This window comes from Methylophilus sp. (assembly GCF_008015755.1).
Taxonomy (GTDB): Bacteria; Pseudomonadota; Gammaproteobacteria; order Burkholderiales; family Methylophilaceae; genus Methylophilus.
Window position 1 is genome coordinate 1 of sequence record NZ_SSGF01000035.1, and the last position, 23,124, is coordinate 23,124.

Annotated in this window: 17 protein-coding genes; 8 read left to right on the forward strand and 9 right to left on the reverse strand. The window is 52.4% G+C overall.

The features are described from left to right. Together E6Q52_RS12260 and E6Q52_RS12265 are read right to left on the reverse strand one after the other, a co-directional pair. Window positions 1-773: sigma-54 dependent transcriptional regulator (locus E6Q52_RS12260; RefSeq protein WP_292822441.1), on the reverse strand; the 773-nt coding region annotated here is incomplete at its 3' end. 2 nt (window positions 774-775) lie between these two features. Then, a complete protein-coding gene (locus E6Q52_RS12265; RefSeq protein ID WP_292822443.1) occupies window positions 776-2,500 on the reverse strand; it encodes a HAMP domain-containing sensor histidine kinase in 1,725 nt (574 codons plus the stop codon). A 9-nt stretch (window positions 2,501-2,509) separates the two neighbouring features. Here E6Q52_RS12265 and E6Q52_RS12270 point away from each other — a divergent pair, with 9 nt between their 5' ends. Both E6Q52_RS12270 and E6Q52_RS12275 read left to right on the forward strand, forming a co-directional pair. Continuing rightward, a complete protein-coding gene (locus E6Q52_RS12270) occupies window positions 2,510-3,541 on the forward strand; it encodes a hypothetical protein (RefSeq protein ID WP_292822445.1) in 1,032 nt (343 codons plus the stop codon). An 11-nt stretch (window positions 3,542-3,552) separates the two neighbouring features. Continuing rightward, window positions 3,553-4,053, forward strand: coding sequence for a hypothetical protein (locus tag E6Q52_RS12275; protein ID WP_292822447.1), 501 nt, complete (start codon window positions 3,553-3,555; stop codon window positions 4,051-4,053). Here E6Q52_RS12275 and E6Q52_RS12280 read toward each other — a convergent pair. Together E6Q52_RS12280 and E6Q52_RS12285 are read right to left on the reverse strand one after the other, a co-directional pair. Beyond that, the gene (locus E6Q52_RS12280; protein WP_292822449.1) at window positions 4,046-5,728 is read right to left on the reverse strand and encodes a phosphoethanolamine transferase; all 1,683 of its coding nucleotides are present in this window, start codon (window positions 5,726-5,728) and stop codon (window positions 4,046-4,048) included. The two genes, E6Q52_RS12275 and E6Q52_RS12280, sit on opposite strands and share 8 nt — an antisense overlap. 14 nt (window positions 5,729-5,742) lie before the next feature. Further along, on the reverse strand, window positions 5,743-6,441 hold the full coding sequence (locus tag E6Q52_RS12285) for a phosphatase PAP2 family protein (protein ID WP_292822451.1): 699 nt from the start codon (window positions 6,439-6,441) through the stop codon (window positions 5,743-5,745). A gap of 478 nt (window positions 6,442-6,919) precedes the next feature. Here E6Q52_RS12285 and E6Q52_RS12290 point away from each other — a divergent pair, with 478 nt between their 5' ends. Genes E6Q52_RS12290 through E6Q52_RS12305 form a run of 4 tightly spaced genes read left to right on the forward strand, consistent with a single transcriptional unit; the run spans window position 6,920 to window position 10,507 of the window. Beyond that, window positions 6,920-7,474, forward strand: a complete 555-nt coding sequence (locus E6Q52_RS12290; RefSeq protein WP_292822453.1) for a thermostable hemolysin — start codon at window positions 6,920-6,922, stop codon at window positions 7,472-7,474. Between the two features lie 42 nt (window positions 7,475-7,516). Then, entirely contained in the window at window positions 7,517-9,007 is a 1,491-nt protein-coding gene (locus tag E6Q52_RS12295; RefSeq protein WP_292822455.1) for an AMP-binding protein, read from the forward strand. Next, window positions 9,008-9,706 (forward strand): iron-containing redox enzyme family protein, encoded by a 699-nt coding sequence (locus tag E6Q52_RS12300; protein ID WP_292822457.1) that lies wholly within the window; start codon window positions 9,008-9,010, stop codon window positions 9,704-9,706. It abuts the gene before it with no gap. Window positions 9,707-9,715: 9 nt separating this feature from the next. Then, window positions 9,716-10,507 carry an SDR family oxidoreductase gene (locus E6Q52_RS12305; protein WP_292822459.1) on the forward strand — a complete coding sequence of 264 codons (792 nt, stop codon included), beginning with the start codon at window positions 9,716-9,718 and terminating at the stop codon, window positions 10,505-10,507. Window positions 10,508-10,515: 8 nt separating this feature from the next. Here the strand turns inward: E6Q52_RS12305 and E6Q52_RS12310 are convergent, their stop codons facing one another. Beyond that, the gene (locus tag E6Q52_RS12310) at window positions 10,516-11,445 is read right to left on the reverse strand and encodes a quinoprotein relay system zinc metallohydrolase 2 (protein WP_292822461.1); all 930 of its coding nucleotides are present in this window, start codon (window positions 11,443-11,445) and stop codon (window positions 10,516-10,518) included. 91 nt (window positions 11,446-11,536) lie between these two features. On the opposite strand from E6Q52_RS12310, the gene E6Q52_RS12315 reads away from it, so the two are divergent. Beyond that, on the forward strand, window positions 11,537-12,133 hold the full coding sequence (locus E6Q52_RS12315; protein WP_292822463.1) for a cytochrome b: 597 nt from the start codon (window positions 11,537-11,539) through the stop codon (window positions 12,131-12,133). Window positions 12,134-12,437: 304 nt separating this feature from the next. After that, entirely contained in the window at window positions 12,438-13,991 is a 1,554-nt protein-coding gene (locus E6Q52_RS12320; protein ID WP_292822465.1) for a glycosyltransferase family 39 protein, read from the forward strand. A 34-nt stretch (window positions 13,992-14,025) separates the two neighbouring features. On the opposite strand, the gene hemE is transcribed toward E6Q52_RS12320, so the two are convergent. The 4 genes from hemE to hemL all read right to left on the reverse strand — a co-directional run bounded on the left by hemE (window position 14,026) and on the right by hemL (window position 23,103). Next, entirely contained in the window at window positions 14,026-15,090 is a 1,065-nt protein-coding gene (gene hemE, locus E6Q52_RS12325) for a uroporphyrinogen decarboxylase (RefSeq protein ID WP_292822467.1), read from the reverse strand. Window positions 15,091-15,269: 179 nt separating this feature from the next. Then, window positions 15,270-16,697, reverse strand: coding sequence for a glutamate synthase subunit beta (locus tag E6Q52_RS12330; protein WP_292822469.1), 1,428 nt, complete (start codon window positions 16,695-16,697; stop codon window positions 15,270-15,272). Between the two features lie 87 nt (window positions 16,698-16,784). Next, on the reverse strand, window positions 16,785-21,455 hold the full coding sequence (gltB, locus tag E6Q52_RS12335; protein ID WP_292822520.1) for a glutamate synthase large subunit: 4,671 nt from the start codon (window positions 21,453-21,455) through the stop codon (window positions 16,785-16,787). A gap of 367 nt (window positions 21,456-21,822) precedes the next feature. Beyond that, window positions 21,823-23,103, reverse strand: a complete 1,281-nt coding sequence (hemL, locus tag E6Q52_RS12340; RefSeq protein WP_292822471.1) for a glutamate-1-semialdehyde 2,1-aminomutase — start codon at window positions 23,101-23,103, stop codon at window positions 21,823-21,825. Window positions 23,104-23,124 lie beyond the last annotated feature (21 nt).

Below are 23,124 nucleotides of genomic sequence, written 5' to 3' on the forward strand. Positions count from 1 at the left end.
CGCAATAACTTAGACTGTAATTGAATAGGCATTTCTGTGATTTCGTCCAGAAACAGCGTGCCGCCATTGGCCAGTTCAAACTTGCCGACGCGCTCTTTGACGGCACCAGTAAACGCGCCTTTTTCATGGCCAAACAATTCAGATTCCAGAATGTCGACCGGAATCGCCGCACAGTTTACCGCCACGAAAAGTTCTGACTTTCGCGGTGACGCATCGTGCAGCGCTTTCGCTACCAGCTCTTTACCCGTACCGGTTTCGCCGACAATAAACACCGTCGCCCGCTCAGGCGCCACTTGCTGGATCATTTGTTTCAGTGACTGCATGGGCACACTGTTGCCAATCAGGCCGGTCACCGCTGACTGGCTGCTTTCCTTAAGAAAAGCGTTTTCGAGCTGGATACGATTGACTGCCAACGCTTTCTGGATGGCGATTTCGAGGGTTTCGAGTTCAAACGGCCGCAAAATATAATCACTGGCGCCCAGTTTCATCGCTTCGACTGCGGTTTTAATTTCCCCTTGCGCGGTCACCATGATAAAAGGCAGCCGCTCGTATTGTTTGCGTATCGCTTCCAGTAATTGCAAACCACTCATGCCCGGCATGTGCAAGTCACTCACGACCAGGTCAATTTGCTGTTGTTGTATGAGCTCAAGCGCTTCGCGGCCATTGCCCGCAGACAGGGCGCGGTAACCGGCCTGGCGCAAGCTGATTTCCAGTAGCCTGCGCATATGCGGTTCGTCGTCTACAGCCAAAATAGTATGTTGCGGGGTGGACATGGTTATGCGGTCGCTAACGGAAGTGATAAGTTAAATTGGGCGCCTTGCCAGGCGCTGGTGCTATAGCTGATTGTACCATTGTGCGCTTCTATGATTTGCTTGACCACGGCCAGCCCCAAGCCGACGCCGCCAGCGCGCTGGGTAAAAAAGGCTTCAAATAAATGCTCTTGTTGCGTGGGCGGCACACCAGGGCCGTCATCGGCAACGGCAATATAAGCGCTTTGACTGTCTGCTGAGAGTTGCAGGTTGATGTGTCCGCCTGCCGGCAAAATTTGAATCGCATTCATCAGCAAGTTGACCAGTACTTGTGTCATCTGGTCCTGGTCGGCGGCGATGGTGATGGGCTGTGTGGCTTGCAGGGTGAGGCTGATCTGTTTGTCCTGCGCTGGTTTTTGCAACATGGCAACCACATGTTGTAAATGGGCTTGCAGGTCTACGGGGATTTTATTCGGTAGTCGTGGGCGGGCCGCGTCAATCAGGGCACTCACCAGCTTATTCAGGCGTTCGGTTTCCGAAATAATAAATCCAAGTACTTCGCGGCCATCGGCACTGAGTTGCGGCTCTCTTAATAGCACATCGGCTGACGAGCGCATGATGCCTAGCGGTGTCCGGACCTCGTGGCTCATGGCAGCGGCCATTTCGCCAACCACGGCTAATTTGGCCGCGCGGGTGAGTTGCTGCTCTGACTCGGCCAGGTCGCTGGCCATTTGCGTGAATGCCTGATGCAAGGATTGCACCTCTGCCGGACCGCTGGCGGCGGGTGGTTGGCTACCGGGCTGGCGAAAGCGTTGTACATAACGCGTGAGTGTTTCTAGCGGACGGCTGATATTTTGTGCCAGGGGCCGCACCAGTAAGACCGAAAACACCAGAATCGCGCCAAGCAAGGCGATAAAAATCATGCCTAAACGGTGTACGGGCGCGACCGCCACATCATGGTCTTTGTTGAGGTGTATCTGCCAGCCATTGAGCGGCAAGCGGCTGGTTAACGCGGCTTTGGCATGCAGGCTGTGTTTCTGCTCTGACCACAGGCGGGATTGCGCCAGCATGTGTTGTGTATTGTCGAACAGCGCCAGTTCTGTACTATGTTGCGCCGCGTGGTCCAGCAGATTTTCAATCACTTGCCAGTTAAAGGTGGCCATCAAGTGCCCCATCGGTTGCAGCGTGTTTTGCGAAAAGATCGGCGCCGAGATCATCAACTGGTGATGGCTGAGATGATAGATGGTGATGGTTTGGCCATTGTCACGAAATGACATCCACACTGGCGGCGTGTGTAGGGTCTGGCCAATGTTGGCAGGGCGGCTGGAGGCGATAATGTGTGCTTGCAAATCTGCCACATCCAGGCTGATATATTGCTCGGCATAGCTGCGTCTGGTCTCAGCCAAAAAGATCGATAGCCGTTTATCAATGTCGCCAATCAACAAGTCTTGCATGATGGCTAACTGGCTCCAGCTGCGTACATTCTGGACACGCTCGTTCATCACGCGGTCTACGTGCTCTGCCACCGCATTCCCCGTGGTTTGCAGGTCGTGCTGAATTTCAACGCGCAACGCCTGCCTGGCCTGATAAAAGCTCAGCAAACTCACCATCAGCACTGGCAGCAAGCCAGCCAGCAAAAATGCAATTAAAAGCATTTTGCGGATAGTCAGGGGCGATTGAAAGCGCATGAGATGTGAGAAAATAGAGGTTAAATGTTTTTTGCCGAAACGGTCATCATGGATCAGTATCATAGGTTCGCTATGAATAGATCAGCTCTGTTAAGCAGTCTGCTTACGCTCAGTGTAATCAGCCTGTGTATGCTATGCAAGCCAGTTGTGGCCGAAGAGGCTGACGACTTCTGGCGTGGCTTTCACTTGGGTGGATACACCAGCATGGATGCGCGTCTGCCGCGCACGGAAACCTCACAACTCAAGCTCAATCAAGTGAGCATGATCCTGACCTGGGACCAAGGCACGCGCGTCAAGTTTTTTGGTGAGTTGGAGCTCGAAGACCCGCTTGCTTACGATCACCATCAAGGGATCAACACCAAGCAGAGTTATCTCGACCTAGAGCGTTTTTATTTTGACTACAACCTGAATGAAAAAGCCAATGTCCGCTTGGGCCGCTTTCTAACGCCGGTGGGACGCTGGAATCAATTGCATGCGCCACCTCTGGTGTGGACTGCTAGCCGCCCTTTGGTGACAACCCGCTTTTTTCCATCGAGTATCAACGGCGCCATGCTGTTTGGCAGTTTGCCGATCAGCCATATGGATATGGAGTATCAGGTCTATGCGGAAGCATTGAAAGACCAGCGTCAGGACGGTGATGAAATCATCCATCGTGAGGTGAAAGGCGCGCGCCTCGCATTTAATAATATTCTTGGCTTAAGTGGCAACAATGCAGGGCTCAATACCTTGGGTCTGAATGTCATGAGCTATCAAAAGGATATATCTGGCTCGCCGACTTATCACTTGTATGGCCTGGACTTTTTGCTGGAGTTTAATCGCTGGGAGTTCAGCGGTGAGGTGTATGAGCGTAAAACCTCGGGCGGCGATGATGGCGGCAGTGGCGCTTATGTGCAAAGTGCTTATTCACTCGGCAGTGAGTGGTACTGGATCACGCGACTGGAAACCTTGCATGAGGTAGATAGCAAAAACGCCGACCGCTGGGTGCTGGGGATGACCAAACGGGTCAAACCTAACCAATTGCTGAAGTTTGAGTTTGTCGGCGGTAGCGGTGAGTATGAAGATGTGCCGCGCGGCTTTGTGGCTTCTTTTGCGGTGATGTTTTAATGCAGCCCCGTATGATATTCAATCTGCGTCGCTGGCGGCAGGCTGCTTGCGTAATCGGCCTGTTCGTCGTGCTGGCAGCAGAGGCGGTGGAGGATAACCGCGTGATTGCGGTGATTGTGCCTGCACAGGCCGTGCTGGCCCCGGACATCCATGCTGATGAGCTGGGGCTGATCTTCTGGCGCAAGAAACTCTACGCCTCGCACGGCCAGGCTTTGCACCCAGTGAATTTGCACAGTGAACATCCGTTGCGCTTAAAGTTTTCGCAACTCGTGTTGCACAGCACACCACGGTCACAGGTGAACTACTGGAACGGTTTGTATTTTCATGGCGTGCAGCCGCCTTACACCGTGCAATCCGAAGAGGCCATGATCCGCTATGTGGCAGAAACCGATGGCGCGATTGGCTATATTGATGCGTGTCATGTTGATGAGCGCATCAAGCCCTTGTTTTGGCTCACGCCCAGCAAGCTGACCTCAGAGCTGCCAGCGTTGCGCTGCGATAGCGCTAATTAGTGCCGCTTGCTTTGATGGGGTGCAGGTGTTTGCGCTGTTCCTCTTGTAGCTCGCGGTTTTGTGCCAGCCAGCCAAACTCCGCATGACATACCTCTGATTTCAGTTCATAGGCGGTCAGCAAGGTGCAAAATACATCATCATGGCTGAGGGTATACTCGGCGTAGGGCGTGATTTGTGGCAGCTGGTAGTCAAAATGCTGGCCTACCCACAAAATCGCCGGTACGTGGGTTTGTTCTTTGGGTGCAATCATATAGGGCGCTGCGTGCAAGTAAATACCGTGCTCACCGAGTGACTCGCCGTGATCCGCGACATACAGCATGGCGGTTTCGCGCTTGCTGTCATATTTTTTCAAAAATTGAATCACTTCTGACAAAAAGTAATCGGTATACAAAATCGCGTTGTCATACGAGTTGTCAATTTCTTGTTGCGAACATTCTGACAAGCGGCCGGTTTTGCAAATCGGCGTGAATTTCTTGAACGCATCTGGATAGCGACGATAGTATTCCGGGCCGTGATTGCCCATCTGATGCAGCACGATCAGGATGTCGTGGTCTTTGTTTTTTTCAACAAACTTATCCAGCCCGCTCAGCATGCCAATGTCACGGCATTCGTTGTCGTCACACACCGGGTTGTGCGCTGGGGAGCGGAAGTCTTCGTAAGGGACGCGCAAGGCGACACCTTTGGAGTCAGAGTTGTTGTCCCGCCACAATACTTTCACGCCTTCGCGGTGGAGTACATCCAGCGCATTCTCCATATGTAAGGCTTTGTCTTCGTCATATTGCTTTCTGGTCAGCATTGAAAACATGCAAGGCACAGAGACGCCAGTCGAGGTGCCGCAAGAGCTGACTTGTTTAAAGCTCACAACCGCCTCTTTACTCAGTCTGGGGTTGGTGTCGCGTGGATAGCCGTTGAGCGAAAAGCGGTCAAAACGGGCCGTTTCACCCACCACCATAATGATTAACTCATGATGCTGGTCGGCTTCAACATTGACCGTATCCGTCGCTGTTTTTTGCAGGCCGGAGATGCTATGAGCAAATATCTTTTTTGACGCCCATTTCACCAGAGAGTAGTGAAAAAACGTCGGATTGGCATACATGCGGACCATTTTATGCTCACGCACAAACGTAGCGTAGTCGGCGCTGCATGGCATCACCACCAATATCATCCCCACTAAAAGTAAGGCGATCTGTTTAATGCGCACCATGATGGGGTCGCGCTGAAAAAAGCGTGCGGGCACTTTTTTGATCAGCACCCATGCAGGCAGCACACCCAGCAATAGCATTTTGATTACAAAGCCCCAAGACAGCAGCCCCATCACTTCCTGGGTGTCTGTTTTCGCAGCGTTATCTAGCATCACGTGGTCGATAATGACGCCAAACTCATCCATGTAATACGCAGCCCAGGCCGCCGACAGCAGGATGATAGCTAACACCCAGCGCGCCGATTTGCCATGTGCGAGCAGCATCAGCCATAAGGTGATGCTAAAGGTAAAAAACAGGCCGATGCTGACGATAAAGCCAGCGTTATGGGCGTTCCAAGGGTAAAGGTTGAGCAGATGTTCAAATAAGGCATGGTTGCTGGTCAGCATCAGCCAAAGGCTCGCGCCCCAGATCAGGCAGATTTGTGGGGTAAACAATGCGCGCAGCGCGCGGGTGAGCATGGTGAACATCTTCATTAAATACGACTCTATTAAATACGACTTTTGGAAAAAGTGAATACCAGTAATAACCAACTACACATCAGCCACAGCGAGGTCAGGGTGTGCGATAAAAAGTGGGCACCTCTGATTTGCTGTGCCCAGCCCAGCGCCAGGCCGATGGCGAGTCCGGCGATGGCCACCAATAAGGCCTTGCGCGGTGCTTGTGGTAACCACAGCAGGCTAAGTGCAGCCAGCCAGATGCCGCTGGTGGTATGTCCTGCCGGAAAGCAGTGACCGGCTTCGAGTGGCGGATGGCTGGTGAATGTCGGCACCCAGGGCGCGGTGCCGCCGTAGCGGACAATGTCCCATGGGCAGGCATGTGGCATCTGATGTTTGAGCCAAGAGACGATGATGGCGTTGAATAAGGCTAACAAGACGATCCAGCGCAGTTTGTAGCGGGTAGTCGCGGCAAGGCGATGACCAAGCAGGCGCGCTGGCAGCCAGGCCAGCAAGGCCAGCACGATCCAGACCACGGTAAACAGGTGTTTGGCATAGACATGCATCACCGTTTCATAGAAAAACACATGCTTTTGCGTAAAGCTGTGTTGGGCGAAGTCAAACTGCTGGTCAGCCAGCATGAGGTCGATAGCGGTCGCATTCGCCAGCCAGATGATGGCAATCGCCAATGCGATCAACATGCACCAGAGTGCGGCCAGGGTTGGCTTGGGTAACCAAGGACTTTTTATCATGTCTATTTTGTGTGGTTCGCTCAGTGCAACGGGTTGTTATTTTTTGAAAATAGTTGATAGCCAGACTAGTGTGAGGTTACACCACTTTTTCAAACAAGTTTGACGATAAATGCAAGTGATGTGCCACTTTATAATCAGGTTGATGTGTGCTTGCTTAAGTGACTGATTTTGTTTTGAAAAATTATCATTTTAATCGCTAATAAACATGATTTTCTTTTCAGAGGACTGCAAAAAATGCAGGTTATGAATGAAATGCATGGCAATCTATCTGCAAAAAGTGCAGAGTATGGCTGCATTGCCAGTATGTAACTGTATGATTATTATGAGTAATTATCTCTGGCATGGCATTTGCAGTTAGCTGAACAAGATTGTTTTCAGCGAGAGAAATGAAATGCTGCATTCGGAGTCAAATACATCGTTTTATCATGCGTCATCTGCTTATGAGTTGAGGAATTTTGCCCAGGCAAAAAGATATCAAGTGAATGAGATTACAGGTCATTTGGTTGAACGTGGGGCGCCGTGCCGCCAAGAGGTGGAGGCTTTTATCGCGGCTGTGTTTAAGCAGGTGTATGGTGCAGAAGTCAGTCACTTTATGCCGCAGCTGGTGGCGTTGCGCGATGCAAGCGGCGTGTTGATGGCCGCATTCGGCTTGTGCAATGCGGCGCAAGAAAGCTTGTTTCTTGAGCAGTATCTGGATGAACCGATTGAGCAGTTGATGTCGCGCGAACTGGACCGGGTCATCAGCCGCGCCGAAATTACCTACATTGGTAACCTGGCGGTAGCCAATCCGCGCAATGCCGGGGTACTGATTGCACATGTGATTCAGCATAGTTTGAGCATGAACCTGCCGTGGGGCGTAGCGACCGCACATCACAGTCTGCAAAATGGATTAATTAAAGGCGTTGTCGATCTGTTTCCGCTGGCCATGGCCAATCCGGAGCGATTGAGTGCAGAAGAGCGCGCCAAGTGGGGCAGTTATTACAAACATACGCCGCAGATTGTCGCCATTCGTGGTGTGGCGGATCCTTTGTAACTGACCATACTCAAGTCACCAATATAAGCACTCATCACCATCATGCTATTACAACAGATTCAGACGCAGGCCATACAAGCACCGACACGCGTTGCCCTCGAAGGGCAAACTGCGCAGCTGACTTACAGTGCGCTGGTGGCTGAAGTTGCACGGCTGTCTGATGCTTTGAAGGCGCTGACAAACCAGGCTACTGTGGCGTTGGCGCTGGATAATAGCCCGGCCTGGATTACGCTGGATTTGGCGATACTGGCCGCTGGTTGCAGCAACGTCCCCGTGCCCGCATTTTTTACGGCGGCGCAAAAACAGCACGCGATTGCAGATGCTGGGGTGAGCCTGGTATTCACCGATATGCCCGCGGCCTGGCAATCGCTTTACCCAGGCAGTACGCTGCTTGCTGAGTGGGAGGTAGCGGGTCAAACCGTGGCAGTGTTACGTGTGCATGCCGATGATCGCCTGGCGGCAGCCGATAAAATTACCTATACCTCTGGCACCACTGGGGCGCCTAAAGGTGTATGTTTGTCAGCCCAGACCATGTGGCAGGTCGCGAGCTCTATTACCACCTTGATACAGCCAGGTGCCGCTGATCGCCATTTTTGCGTGTTGCCGCTGGCCACCTTGCTGGAAAACGTGGCAGGGGTCTATGCCAGCCTGATTGCCGGAGCCACCGTCGTGGTGTATTCATGCCAGGCCGTAGGGTTTAGCGGTAGCCAGTTTGAGATCAGCCACTTATATCAAGGGTTGCAAGGCAGCCGTGCGACGACAGCGATTCTGATCCCGGAATTGCTGCGTGCGCTGGTGACCTATATGCAAGCCGGACAGGCCGCGCTGACGCCGTTGCGCTTTGTGGCCGTCGGCGGTGCCAAGGTAGTGCCCGCGCTGATTCTGCAAGCGCATGCGCTAGGCTTGCCTGTCTTTGAAGGATATGGCTTGTCTGAATGTGGGTCTGTGGTGGCACTGAATACGCCGCAATCACACAAGCCGGGCAGCATCGGCAAACCCTTGCCCCATGTGCAGTTACGCGTCGATCTTACCGGTGAACTTTGGGTAAAAGGCGCGCTGTATGATGGGTATACCCAGCCCGCAGGCGGCATAGCCACGCCGGTGCTGGACGAAGAAGGCTATCTGGCAACCGGCGACCTGGCTTATCAGGATGATGAGGGCTACTGGTATCTCTCAGGCAGAAAGAAAAATATGTTTATTACCTCGTTTGGGCGCAATGTGTCGCCTGAGTGGGTGGAGAGTACATTGATACACCAGCCAGCATTGCTGCAGGTGTGTGTGTTTGGAGAAGCGAGGCCGTTTAATGTGGCGATTGTGGTACCACAGCCGCAGTGCAGCGCTGAGCAGGTGGCGCAGGCCATTGCGCAGGTGAATCAACAATTGCCGGATTACGCGCAAGTGGGCGATGTGGTGTTTGCCAGGCAGCCATTCAGCCCGCATAACGGACAACTCACGGCCAATGGCCGCTTAAAACGTGATGCGATTGCAGCCGCTTATGCGACTGACATCGACACTATCTATGAAGGAATTTAAATGACTTTTTATCAGCAATTACTGAGCGAGACAGAGCAGGAGCGTCATGCCTTGATGACCTTGCCACTGATTGTGCAAGGCGCACAAGGCAATATCACGCTGGAGACTTATCGCATATTTCTCACCCAGGCCTATCATCACGTCAAGCATACCACGCCTTTGCTCATGGCTTGTGGGGGCCGTTTGAGTGGTGAGTATGAGTGGCTGCGTACCGCCATTGGTGAATATATCGAAGAAGAAATGGGTCATCAGGAATGGGTGCTCAATGATATTGCCGCGAGTGGTGGCGATAAAGAGTCTGTGCGAAATAGCGCGACCGCTGCCGATGCCGCCTGTCATGAAACCGAAGTGATGGTGGCCTATGCTTACGACATGATCAACCGCGTTAATCCCTTGGGGTTTTTTGGCATGGTGCTGGTACTTGAAGGCACCAGCACGGCGGTCGCCACCCAAGCCGGTGAAAAGATCATGCAGGCGCTCAAGCTGCCAAAAAAAGCCTTTAGCTACCTGTTTTCACATGGCTCGCTAGATCTCAGCCATGTCACTTTTTACGAGGGCCTGATGAACCAGGTGACCAAGCCAGAAGATCAGCAGATGATTATTCATGCTGCCAAGCGTTTTTACCGCCTGTATGGCGATATTTTTAAACATGTGGCGACACAGGCCGCTGCCAGCCAACCGCTGGTCGCGGCTGCCTAGGAGTGCATGATGGATTTACGTAACCTGCATGTCGTGTTAACAGGCGCCACTGGTGGCCTGGGCTCCGTGTTAGCCCTTTCGCTCGCCACGCAAGGCGCTATCGTCGGCCTGGTCGGGCGTGATCCGGTCAAACTGCATGCGCTGCAAAAACGCGTCGCAGCACAGGGCGGCAAGTCGCATATTATTGTCACCGACCTTGCCCAGCCCAATATGGCCAGCCAGGTGTTAAAACAATCGTTGCGTGAGATGGGGCATGTGGATTTACTGATTAACAATGCCGGGATGATCGAATTCACCGAGTTTGCCGCGCAAACCGAGGTCAGCATCGATAACATCGTGCATACCAATGTGACCGCCACACTGGTGTTGAGCCGTGAATTTGTCAGCTACTTCTTGCAACGCGGGCATGGTCATCTGGCATTTGTCGGCTCTATTTTTGGCTCATTGGGCTTTCCCCATTTTGCGACCTATTGTGCAAGCAAATTTGCCATCCATGGCTTTAGCCAGGCCTTGCGCCGCGAGCTGGTCGATAGCCGTATTGGCATCACCTATATCGCGCCGCGCGCGATTGCCACGCCCATGAACGATGACCGCACCAACGCCATGTGGCAGGCTTCCGGGCAGGCCGTGGATCATCCACAAAAAGTAGCCGATAAGATCGTACAGGCCTTACAAAAAGACAAACAAGAGCTGTTTATCGGCCAGCCACAAAGCTTCTTCGCCTGGCTCAATGGCTTGGCGCCCAGCCTGGTCAATCTAGGCTTAAAACAGCAGGCCAGGTTGGCGAAGAAGTTTTTGTAATCCGGCGCCTATTCCCACTCGAGCTGCGGGTAGATTACATTGACATTGCGGCGGTTGGCAATGTCGAACAATCGCCATTTCTCATGTTCTGAGGCCGCTGCGGTGTCCATGGTTTGCTCCATGCTGATGCCTTTTTTGATACTGCTGCGGACGTCAGCCAGCAGTAAATTGAGGTAGCGCAGTTCATTGCCAATGATGGTGGGCTGATCTTTGCTCTCCAGGCCATGGCCCGGGACGATCAGGGCATAGGGTGACTGGTTGATGTGTTCAAGCGCGGCAATCAGGCCTTTGATATCACCCTCCAACACAGGTGTGCGCTGGGCAAACAGCAGGTCGCCCGTAAACAAGGTGTTGGTTTTAGTATCCAGCACGGTTAAGTCAGTGTGCGTGTGGGCAACGCGTTGTGCCTGGAGTTGCAAGGTGCGGTCGCCCAAGTCTAGCGTCAATTGATCATGAACGGCAGTATCCGGCGGAACCGTGGCACTGGCTTTGCCAGCCTCTCCCAGTAGACGCGCATTGAGCTTTTCGTATTGCTCTTTGCGCAGCAGCATGGTGTTGGCCAGTTTGTCGTGGCCCACAAAGTGGGTGCCATCGTGTTGAAACGCAGCGTTGCCATAGGTGTGGTCGGGGTGCACATGGGTGTTGATGACATAGCGTATTGGCAGCGGGCTGATGGCTTTGATCGCCTGTAATAATTGTTCGCCGGTGTGTTTGCTACCGCCCGTGTCAATCACAGCAATGGCTTCGCTGCCAATCACCACGCCAATATTGCAAATATCACCTTGATAGCCATCGTCGATATCAAGATGTTGACCGTGATGCACATAGACGCCTTCGGCCACTTTGGTGAGCTCGAAACTGCCTGCTTGCACTTGCGTACACAGCGTTACAAAAGCGAATGTAACACCGGCACACAATAGCTTGATTTTTGATAACATGACGATATGCCCATGAATGTTTCATACATCATAATCAAATCATTCATGATGACAAAGTGACTGCTGTCACACGTAATTTCAAGGAGAAAATATGCGTTCCACGCAACGATATACCAAAGTTGCCGTTATTTTGCACTGGCTGATCGGGTTGGCGATCATTGCCATGTTCGCCCTCGGCTGGTACATGGGCGAGTTGCCTAAAGACGGCCCCAAGCAAACCGCTTTTGATTTGTTCGATCTTGGCATCTACACCTGGCAAATGGCCGAGCCTGCCAGCGCGAGAACCTTATATTTCAATTTGCATAAATCCCTTGGATTTACCTTGCTGTGGTTGATCCTGTTCCGGGTTTACTGGCGGATTAGCCACACGCCACCTGCCATGCTTGCCAGTTATTCCGCATTTGAGCGCAAATTGGCGACCGGCGCGCACCATTTGCTTTACTTGCTGATGGTGGCCTTACCTCTGAGCGGCGTGCTGATGACGCTCTACAGCAAGTTTGGTCTGAAGTGGTTTGGCATGGAGGTGTTTGGTGGCCTGGATAATGCTGATTTACGCGATGTATTCAAAGAGTCTCACGAACTTTTCGCGAATATTTTGCTGGCCGTGTTTATCGTGCATGTGGTGGGTGCGCTCAAACATAAGTGGATAGATAAAGACGAGACCCTATCTCGTATGACATTAAAGTAGTCTGATCCTGTATTTAAAAAAGCCTGCATATGCAGGCTTTTTTATTGCCGCGATAGGGGCTAAATCCCCGTCTGTACTGCAAAAAATGCATTGCGTTTGCATGATGAAAACGACTGCACTGCAAAAAATGCAGAGTCTCTCGCTGATTTTTATTTAACTGATTGATTGTGAATGACTTTTTTGTCGGCATGCCGATTGCTAATTGCATGGTATTGATGACTTGAGCGCGATAACTTCCAGCCAATAGGAGGTGCTTTATCTGTCAGCAATACAGGGAACAATTAATTAAAAAAAGCGGGTAGGCATGTCGCAAGGTCGGTTTAAACAATGGGTCAGTACCAGTCGTCTGGTCTGGTTGACAGTCATCATTCTTTGGTTGGGCGTCGCTACGGTATGGAGGCCGCTAGCGTTACCTGATGAAGGGCGCTATGTTGGCATTGCCTGGGAAATGCTGACCTCCGGCGACTGGTTAGTGCCGCATCTTGATGGTTTGCCTTACTTTCACAAACCGCCGCTGTTTTACTGGCTCACCGCGGCCAGCCTCAACGCCTGTGGCCCGCAGTTGCTCTGTAGCCGGGTAGCGCCGCTGTTGTCAGCGATCATCATAACCATTGCCCTATTCAGGTTTTTATCCCACGCGCTCAATAAAAAAACGGCGGTCATCGCCTGTGCGGTGTTGCTCACGCAGCCCTTCTTTTTTGCCGGTGCGCAATTTGCCAATCTGGATATGCTGGTCGCTTGTATGATTTCGCTCACTATTCTATCTGCAGCGGAGTTTGTCTGGAGTATCGAACAAGCGCGGCCTGCTGAGCATCATTTAATATTGACTATGCTGTTTGCGGGAGGCGGGATACTGGCAAAAGGCTTGATCGGGATTGTTTTGCCTGCCGCTGTTGTTTTTTGCTGGTTGCTGGCAAGCAGACGATTAACTTACCTCAAGCATTTTTTCTGGTGGCCAGCGGTTGCGGTCTTTTTATTGTTGGTGAGCCCCTGGTTTTGGTTGATGGAATCTCAATTCAAAGGCTTTTTGGATTACTTTTTCATCCATCATCATTTTCAGCGGTTTGCTGGGTCAAACTTTAACAACCAGGAGCCGTTCTGGTTTTATCTGCCAGCATTGCTGCTACTGACATTGCCTTCGTCATTATGGTTGCTCAGATTTCGCTGGCGTGACCTGCAGTTATGGACACCGATGCAGCGAGATATTGGCTTGCTGATGGTGTGCTGGATGAGTTTTATTCTGTTGTTCTTTTCTATTCCAGTCTCCAAGCCGCTGGGTTACATCATGCCAGTATTGCCAGCACTGGCGACCCTCACTGCGTTATTGATGATGCAGGCCTGTCAGGAGGTCGCATTCAAGCGCCGCAGCCTGTGGCTAACATTGCTTGTGGCCATCGTCGCCTGTGTCATTGCGATAATGACGGTGACGCAGCACGCCAAAAAAGTCGCTTCTTATCAATTGGCCATGCAGGTACAGCTCCTTGTACAGCCAGGAGATCAGTTAGTCATGCTGGGTAAATATCAGTTCGACCTGCCATTTTATTTGCATTTATCTAAACCAGCCTGGATTGTTGCCGATTGGCAGGCGGCCGCGCAAGAGGTATTGGATGATAGCTGGGAGAAGGAATTGCTTGAGGCCAAACGTTTTAATCCGCAAGTCGCGGCCCAAAATCTGCTCAACGATCAGCAATTGGCACAGCAGATATGCCGTTTGCAAGCGCATCAATCACTCTGGCTTGCTGGCGATCCTAGCCATCTACCGCTGCTCGCTAACATCCAGCCACAAGCCAAAGTGCGCGATCATTATTTATGGCGGATGAGCCCGGCGCAGATAGCGAGTGCTTGCGCCCCGCATTAAATGCTAAGGGCTGCATCACGCAGCCCTTGGTGTATTAGCGATGGTATTGCGGACTCAGCTTACGCAAGGTTTCCAGCATGCAGGCCGCATGCTCAGGCGGTGTCCACTGTGTGATGCCATGACCCAGGTTGAACACGTGGCCATGACCATTGCCGTAGCTGGCAAGGATGCGCGCGACTTCTTTTTCAATCGCCGCAGGTGAGCTGAGTAAAATGGCTGGGTCCATATTGCCTTGTAACGCCACTTGATGGCCGACACGTTGGCGCGCTTGCGCTAGGTCTACGGTCCAGTCCAGGCCTAACGCGTCTGCACCAATCGCCGCTTGTTGTTCCAGCCACAAACCACCGCCTTTGGTAAAGACGATACTAGGCACTGGTTTGCCTTCTGCGGTTTTGGTCAGGCCTGCGACGATTTTTTGCATATAGTTGAGTGAAAACTCAATATAGGCGTCATGCGACAGCGCGCCGCCCCAGGAGTCAAAAATCATCACCGCTTGCGCACCTGCTTCAATTTGCGCATTCAGGTACTGAATCACGGTTTGTGCCGTGGTCTCCAGAATATGATGTAACAATTCTGGTCTGGCATAGCCCATTTTTTTGGTATTCAGAAAGTCAGTGCCACCTTTGCCTTCCACCATATAGGTCGCCAGCGTCCATGGACTGCCAGAGAAGCCGATCAATGGCACACGGCCATTGAGCGCTTTGCGGATGCTGCTGACGGCGTCAAACACATATTGCAGCTTGGCCATGTCTGGTACTTGCAGCTTCAGAATATCTGCTTCCGCCTGCAAGGTACGCTCGAATTTCGGGCCTTCACCTTCTTCAAAATACAAGCCTAATCCCATCGCATCCGGCACGGTCAGGATGTCGCTGAACAGAATGGCCGCATCCAGTTGTGGATAACGATCCAATGGTTGCAAGGTCACTTCTGTGGCAAACGCTGGACTTTGGCACAACTGCATAAAGCTGCCTGCGGTTTTGCGGCTCTCCCGGTACTCTGGCAAATAGCGGCCAGCCTGGCGCATCATCCAGACAGGCGTGTATTCCGTCGGTTGGCGCATCAGGGCGCGTAGAAAGGTGTCGTTTTGAAGTTGGGTCATTGAGTTGATTACCGGCTATGCGCAGCGCAACTTAGCGCTGCGCAGGTCACAAATATGTAAAAGCATGATTATAAAGGCCGAACTGCTTTTTCACCTGAAAGAATGCAGTTTTTTTGCGTTATGACAAATAAAAACGCCGATGAAAGTCATCGGCGTTTTTAAGAGGGCTAACGGCTAAATTAGCGCGGCAGGGTTGAGCTGCCCATCAGGAATGCATCGACCTCGCGTGCGCATTGACGGCCTTCGCGAATCGCCCAGACCACCAGAGATTGGCCGCGGCGGATATCGCCTGCCGCAAACACTTTGGCTTTACTGGTTTTGTAGCAGCCTTCGCCATCGGTGGTGGCTTTAACATTGCCACGGTTGTCTTTTTCTACACCAAACACGTCCAGCACTTTTTGCACGGGTGAAACAAAACCCATGGCCAAAAATACCAGGTCGGCTTTGATGGTGAATTCAGAGCCAGGCACTTCGACCATTTTGCCGTCTTTCCACTCAACGCGTGCGCCTTTGAGCGCGGTCAGTTTGCCGTTTTCGCCGATCAGCTCTTTAGTGGTGATCGACCAGTCACGGTCTGCGCCTTCTTCATGTGAGCTGGACGTGCGCATTTTGAGTGGCCAGTTTGGCCACACCAGCGCTTTGTTTTCTTTTTCTGGTGGTTGCGGCATCAACTCAAATTGAGTGACGCTGGCAGCGCCATGACGGTTAGAGGTGCCCACGCAGTCAGAACCAGTATCACCGCCGCCGATGACGACGACGTGTTTGCCGGTGGCTTTGATCTGGTTAGGCACCGTGTCACCGGCGACCATTTTGTTGTTTGGGGTTAAGAAGTCCATGGCAAAATGCACGCCATCGAGTTCACGGCCTGGCACGGGCAGGTCACGTGGTAACTCAGCGCCACCGGCCAGAATCACCGCGTCAAACTCACGCTCAAGGTCTGCCGCGCTGACGTTTTCGCCCACGTGCTGGTTGACTTTGAAAGTCACGCCTTCGGCTTCCATTTGTGCCATGCGGCGGTCAATGCCAGATTTGTCCAGTTTAAAGTCAGGGATGCCGTAGCGCAGCAAGCCGCCGATACGGTCATTTTTCTCAAGGACTGTTACGCTGTGGCCGGCACGCGCCAATTGCTGTGCCGCTGCCAAGCCTGCTGGGCCAGAGCCGACCACGGCAATCTGTTTGCCAGTTTTGTTCTGGTTGATCTGCGGCGTGACCCAGCCGTTTTCCCAGGCTTTATCAATAATCGCGTGCTCGATGGACTTAATACCGACGGCGTCGTTATTGATGTTCAGGGTACAGGCCGCTTCACAAGGCGCCGGGCAAATGCGGCCAGTAAAGTCAGGGAAGTTGTTGGTGGAGTGCAATACATCAATCGCAGTCCGCCAGTCCTGGTGATAGACCAGATCATTCCAGTCCGGAATGATGTTGTTGATTGGACAGCCGGTGGTACAGAAAGGAATGCCGCAATCCATGCAGCGCGCACCTTGCTGTTTGGCTTGGTCGTCTGTTAAATGCAGGACGAACTCTTTGTAGTTTTTAACACGTTCTTGAACCGGTAGATTTTCTTCTGCCAGACGTTCAAATTCCATGAAACCTGTGACTTTACCCATGTGAAATCATCTCTTCCCTGTTGCTTCGTGAGGACGCAACTTTAAAAAGTCCCCGCTTCACGCGGGGCATTCAATTAACAAAAACGATTAAGCCGCTTGTTTGGCAGAAGCGGCAGCCATTTCGGTCAGTGCGCGTTTGTATTCGTTAGGGAACACTTTAACGAATTTCGCACGTGACGCTGGCCAGTCCGCGAGCAACTCTTTGGCGCGTGGGCTGCCTGTCAGTGCCAGATGCTGTTCGATCAGACCTTTCAAAATCACTTCGTCAGGCTGACCCAGATGCTGCACTTTACCAACATCGGCTTCAGCGGCTTCTACTTTGTCCAGCGACACCATGCTCATATTGCAACGCTGTGCAAACTTGCCGTCAATGTCGTAGACATAAGCAATGCCGCCGCTCATGCCTGCCGCAAAGTTCTGGCCGGTTTGCCCCAGCACCAGTACCGTACCGCCAGTCATGTATTCACAGCCGTGGTTACCAACGCCTTCAACGACCGCGGTTGCGCCTGAGTTACGTACACAGAAACGTTCACCTGCCACGCCACTCAAGAAGCTCTCGCCAGTGGTTGCACCATACATCACGGTGTTGCCGACAATAATGTTCTCGTAAGACAAACCACGGAAGGTCGCTGGCGGTTTGATAATGATGCGACCACCACACAAGCCCTTACCGACGTAATCGTTACCTTCACCCGTGAGCTCAAACGTGATGCCTTTGGCCAGAAATGCGGCGAAGCTCTGGCCGGAGGTGCCGGTAAATTTGACACTGATGGTGTCATCCGGCAAGCCTGCATGACCATAACGGCTGGCGACTTCGTGTGACAACATGGTGCCCACGGTACGGTTGGTGTTAACGATAGGCAGGTTGATACTGACTTTTTCGCCTTTTTCCAATGCTGGTTTGGCTAGCTCAATCAATTGATTGTCCAGCGCTTTGACCAGGCCGTGGTCTTGTACATCATTGTTTTTGCGTGACACGCTGGCTGGCATTTCTGGCAGGTGGAATACTTTGCTGAAGTCCAGGCCATTGATTTTCCAGTGCTCGATACCGGCTTTCATGTCCAGCAAGTCTGCTCGACCAATCAGGTCGTCAAACTTGGCAATCCCGATGCTGGCCATCAACTCACGCACTTCTTCAGCCACAAAGAAGAAGTAGTTAACGACATGCTCTGGCTGGCCAGTAAATTTCTTGCGCAACTCGGGATCTTGTGTCGCCACGCCAACCGGACAGGTATTCAAGTGACACTTACGCATCATGATACAGCCTTCAACCACCAATGGTGCGGTGGCAAAGCCGAACTCATCAGCACCCAGCAGGGCGCCAATCAATACGTCACGGCCAGTTTTCATCTGACCATCGACTTGTAATACCACGCGGCCGCGCAGCTGGTTCAATACCAGGGTCTGTTGGGTTTCAGCCAGGCCGAGTTCCCATGGCGTACCGGCATGCTTAATCGATGAAATCGGTGAAGCGCCTGTGCCGCCGTCATGGCCAGCCACCACAATGTGGTCGGACTTGGCTTTTGCCACGCCGGCAGCCACCGTACCAATCCCGGTTTCTGACACCAGCTTCACTGAAATAGACGCTTTTGGATTGGCATTTTTCAGGTCGTGAATCAACTGCGCCAAATCTTCAATCGAATAAATATCGTGATGAGGTGGAGGTGAGATCAAGCCCACGCCAGGCACGGAGAAACGCAGTTTCGCGATGTATGGGGAGACTTTATGGCCTGGTAATTGGCCACCTTCACCTGGTTTAGCGCCTTGTGCCATCTTGATCTGAATCTGGTCAGCGCTGCTCAGGTACTCAGCCGTCACTCCAAAGCGGCCAGAAGCCACTTGCTTGATGCGTGAGCGCATAGAGTCGCCAGCCTTCAAGGCTACGTCGGCTTCAATCAGGTCGGAGCCCAGTACTTTGGCAATGCTCGAATCCACTTGTACTGGAATAAAGCGTTTAACGTCTTCACCACCTTCACCAGTGTTGGACTTACCGCCAATACGGTTCATCGCAATGGCTAAAGTCGCGTGCGCTTCGGTAGAGATGGAGCCCAGTGACATGGCGCCAGTCGCAAAGCGCTTGACGATGTCTTTGGCAGACTCCACTTGATCCAGCGGAATCGCTTTGCCTGCCGGTTTGATTTCGAACAGGCCGCGCAAGGTCATGTGACGGCGGGTCTGGTCGTTAATCAGTGCAGCATATTCTTTATAAGTGTCATACTGGCCAGTACGGGTCGCATTTTGCAGCTTGCTGATAGACTGTGGCGTCCACAAGTGCTCTTCACCACGCACACGGAAGGCATAATCACCACCTGCTTCCAGCGCGTTAGACAACACGGGATCGCTACCAAATGCCTGGCTATGCAAACGCACGGTTTCTTCAGCCACTTGTTCCAGGCCGATACCTTCAATCTGGCTCACGGTGCCAGTGAAGTAATCATTCACAAACTGGCTGTTGAGGCCAATCGCTTCGAAAATCTGTGCGCCGCAGTAAGACTGGTAAGTCGAGATACCCATTTTGGACATGACTTTGTACAAGCCTTTACCAATCGCTTTGACGAAGTTTTTGCCCGCTTTTTCAACATCGCTGGTCATGGTCTTCATGGTTTCATACACCAACCATGGGCACACTGCTTCGGCGCCGTAACCCGCCAACAGCGCAAAGTGGTGTACTTCACGGGCTGAGCCGGTGTCAATCACCAGGCCAGTGCTGGTGCGCAAGCCTGATTTGACCAGGAACTCGTGGGTGGCAGAACAGGCCAGCAATGCTGGAATCGCGATGCGGCTGGCAGACACGCTGCGGTCAGACAGAATCAAGACGTTGTAACCGTCATGCACGGCTTTCTCGGCCTGGTCATGCAATATATCCAGTGCCTGTTTCATGCCTGCTTTACCTTGGGCGGCATCGTAAGTGAGATCGAGTACGATGGACTTGAACTGGCCTTTGGTCAGTGACTCAATCTGTTTAAGTTTTTCCAGGCCATCCAGGCTCAATACTGGTTGGCTGCTTTCCAGGCGCAATGGCGGGTTGGTTTCATCAACCGCCAGCAGGTTAGGCTTAGGGCCAATAAACGTCACCAAGGACATAACCAACTCTTCACGAATCGGGTCGATTGGCGGGTTAGTAACCTGTGCGAACAACTGTTTAAAGTAGTTGTACAAGGTTTTGGCTTTGTTGGACAACACTGGCAGGGCCGCGTCGTTACCCATGGAGCCAGAGCCTTCTTCGCCGTTATCCAGCATCGGTTGCAGCACAAACTTCAGGTCTTCTTGTGAATAACCAAATGCTTGTTGTGTGTCCAGCAAGTCCGCATTCAGGCTCACTTGACCGTTGCCAACATTGGGTAACTCGGTCAGGTGGAAGCGGGTTTGTGCTATCCATTGACGGTAAGGCTTGGCTTGTGCCAACTCTGTTTTGACTTCTTCGTCATCAATGATGCGGCCTTGCTCCATGTCGATCAGCAGCATTTTGCCTGGCTGCAAGCGCCATTTTTTAACGATTTTTTCTTGTGGGAAGGTGATCACGCCCATTTCAGACGCCATCATCACGATGTCGTCTTCTGTGACCAGGTAGCGCGCCGGGCGCAAACCGTTACGGTCCAGGGTGGCACCAATCATTTTGCCGTCGGTGAACGCAACCGCAGCCGGGCCATCCCATGGCTCCATCAATGCAGCGTGGTATTCGTAGAAGGCGCGGCGGTCTTCATCCATCAATGGATTACCAGCCCAGGCTTCCGGGATCAGCATCATCATGGCATGCGGCAGGCTGTAACCGCCAGCCACCAGCAGTTCCAGGCAGTTGTCGAAACAGGCGGAGTCAGACTGGCCTTCGGCGATTAATGGCCACAGCTTTTCCAAGTCTTCGCCGAGTACGGCGGATTTCATGGTTTCGTGACGGGCGGCCATCCAGTTGACGTTGCCTTGCACGGTGTTGATTTCACCGTTGTGCGCAATCATGCGGAATGGGTGAGCCAGATCCCAGGCAGGGAATGTGTTGGTCGAAAAACGCTGGTGTACCAGTGCCAATGCAGAGATGACGCGCGCGTCTTTCAAATCTTTATAGTAAACCCCCACCTCATTCGCCAGCAGCATGCCTTTATAGACAATCGTGCGGGAAGAGAATGAAGGCATGTAAAACTGCGCTTTGTCTTGCAGGTTGAGTGCGCGAATCGCGTGCTCAATCCGTTTGCGAATCACAAAGCATTTGCGTTCAAAGGCGGTGCTGTCAGCGGTTGTGCTGGCAATAAACACCTGGCGCATCACCGGCTCAACGGCGCGTGCAGCATCCGCGATGTTGCTGTTGTCGACAGGTACATCGCGCCAGCCTAGCAAGGTCTGGTTTTCTTCAGCGATGATTTGCGCAAAAATGGCTTCGCATTTGGCGCGGTTGTCTGCATTTTGTGGCAGGAACGCCTGGCCCACGGCGTACTCACCTGCGGCAGGCAAGGTCATGCCCAGCTTGGCCGCTTCTTCGCGCATGAAGGTATCAGGCATTTGCATCAGCAAGCCCGCACCGTCACCCAGTTTCGGGTCGTAACCGGTCGCACCGCGGTGCGTTAGGTTGTCCAGCAGTTGCAGGCCCTTGGCGACGATATCGTGGCTCTTTTGGCCTTTAATATGGGCCACAAAGCCCACGCCACAGCTATCCTTTTCGTGGCGTCTGTCGTATAAACCCTGGGATTGAGGAGCTAAACCAAACTGGTCGTCCAGAGCGGTTGCGGGATCTTGAGAAACACTCATCACGTTGTTGTCAGACTGCATGTCCATTGCCAGATTCTTCACTTACAAAACATTTGGAGGAACCTTCAATGATACCGTTAAAGTTTAGCAATTTCAATTGTTTAGCCTGCGTTAAATAACGGATAAATCCATTTTTTTATTTCAATTGAGAATGGTTTTTATTTATCATTAAAAATGGCCGCAAACAACGTTAAAAATGACGATTGCGCAAGTGAGGTTGCATGAGGAGCTTGTGAGGATTGCGGTGTTTTTATTTGAAAAAACAGGTTTTTACACTATAAAGTTGCGTCTGGAACGCAGTTTGGCTTCAGTAAGCTAGAAAGGCGTAATTCGCGGTGTTTGAAAAAAAACCTGCACGCATGCGCGCGCAGGATGTATCAAGGTTGATTTAGAGGCTCGCAAAAGCGGTCGCTGCTGCTTGCACGGTTTGGGCAATATCTGCGTCGCTATGTGCGGCTGAAACAAAGCCTGCTTCAAACGCGGATGGACCCAGATAGATGCCGCTGTCCAGCATGCTGTGAAAGAATTTGTTAAAGGCGTTTTTGTCTGCCTGCATCATTTCAGCATAGCTGCCTGGGAGGCTGGCGCTGAAATAAAGGCCGAACATGCCGCCTACGTTTTGTGCGCTAAAGGACACGCCTGCGGCTTTGGCTGCTTGCGTCAGGCCGTCTGTCAGCTTGGCGGTTTGTGCGGTGAGTTTTTCATAAAAGCCCGGTGCTTGTACCAGCTTTAAGGTGGTCAGGCCTGCCGTCACGGCGACCGGGTTACCCGACAACGTGCCTGCTTGATAGACCGGGCCCAATGGTGCCAACACGCTCATGATGTCTTTACGGCCACCAAAGGCACCCACTGGCAAGCCGCCGCCGATGACTTTACCAAGCGTAGTCATATCCGGCTTGATGCCGTAGAGCGCTTGTGCACCGCCAAGTGCCACGCGGAAGCCGGTCATCACTTCATCAAAAATCAACACGGTGCCATGCTGTGTGCACAGTTCGCGCAGGGTTTGTAAAAATTCCTGTTGCGGCACAATCAGGTTCATATTGCCGACCACAGGCTCCAGAATCACGCAGGAGATTTCATCCCCAATGCTGGCAAAGGTGTCTTTCAGCATTTGTGGGTTGTTGTAGTCCAGCGTCAAGGTGTGGGCAGCCACCTCTGGCGGCACCCCGGCAGAGCTTGGCTCGCCAAAGGTCAGCAGCCCGGAGCCTGCCTTCACTAATAAAGCATCGGCATGGCCGTGGTAGCAGCCTTCAAACTTGATGATTTTGCTGCGCTTGGTGAATCCGCGCGCTACCCGGATCGCACTCATGGTGGCTTCGGTGCCACTGCTGACCAGGCGTACTTGCTCCATGCTGGGCACCAGCGTGTTAATCAGTTCAGCCATTTCCAGCTCGAGGCCGGTCGGCGCGCCAAAGCTCAGGCTGTTGGCAGCCGCTTGCTGTACGGCAGCAATCACCTCGGGATGCGCATGCCCCAGAATCATTGGCCCCCAAGAGTTGATGTAATCGATATATTCTTTGCCATCGACATCCCACAGCTTGGAGCCAAGCCCTTTTTTAAAGAAGATAGGCGTGCCACCCACGCTGCGAAACGCGCGCACAGGAGAGTTGACGCCGCCTGGAATCAGTTGCTGGGATTTTTCAAATAATTGCTGGTTGCGAGAGGTCATGGATAGGCAATCTGGTAAACA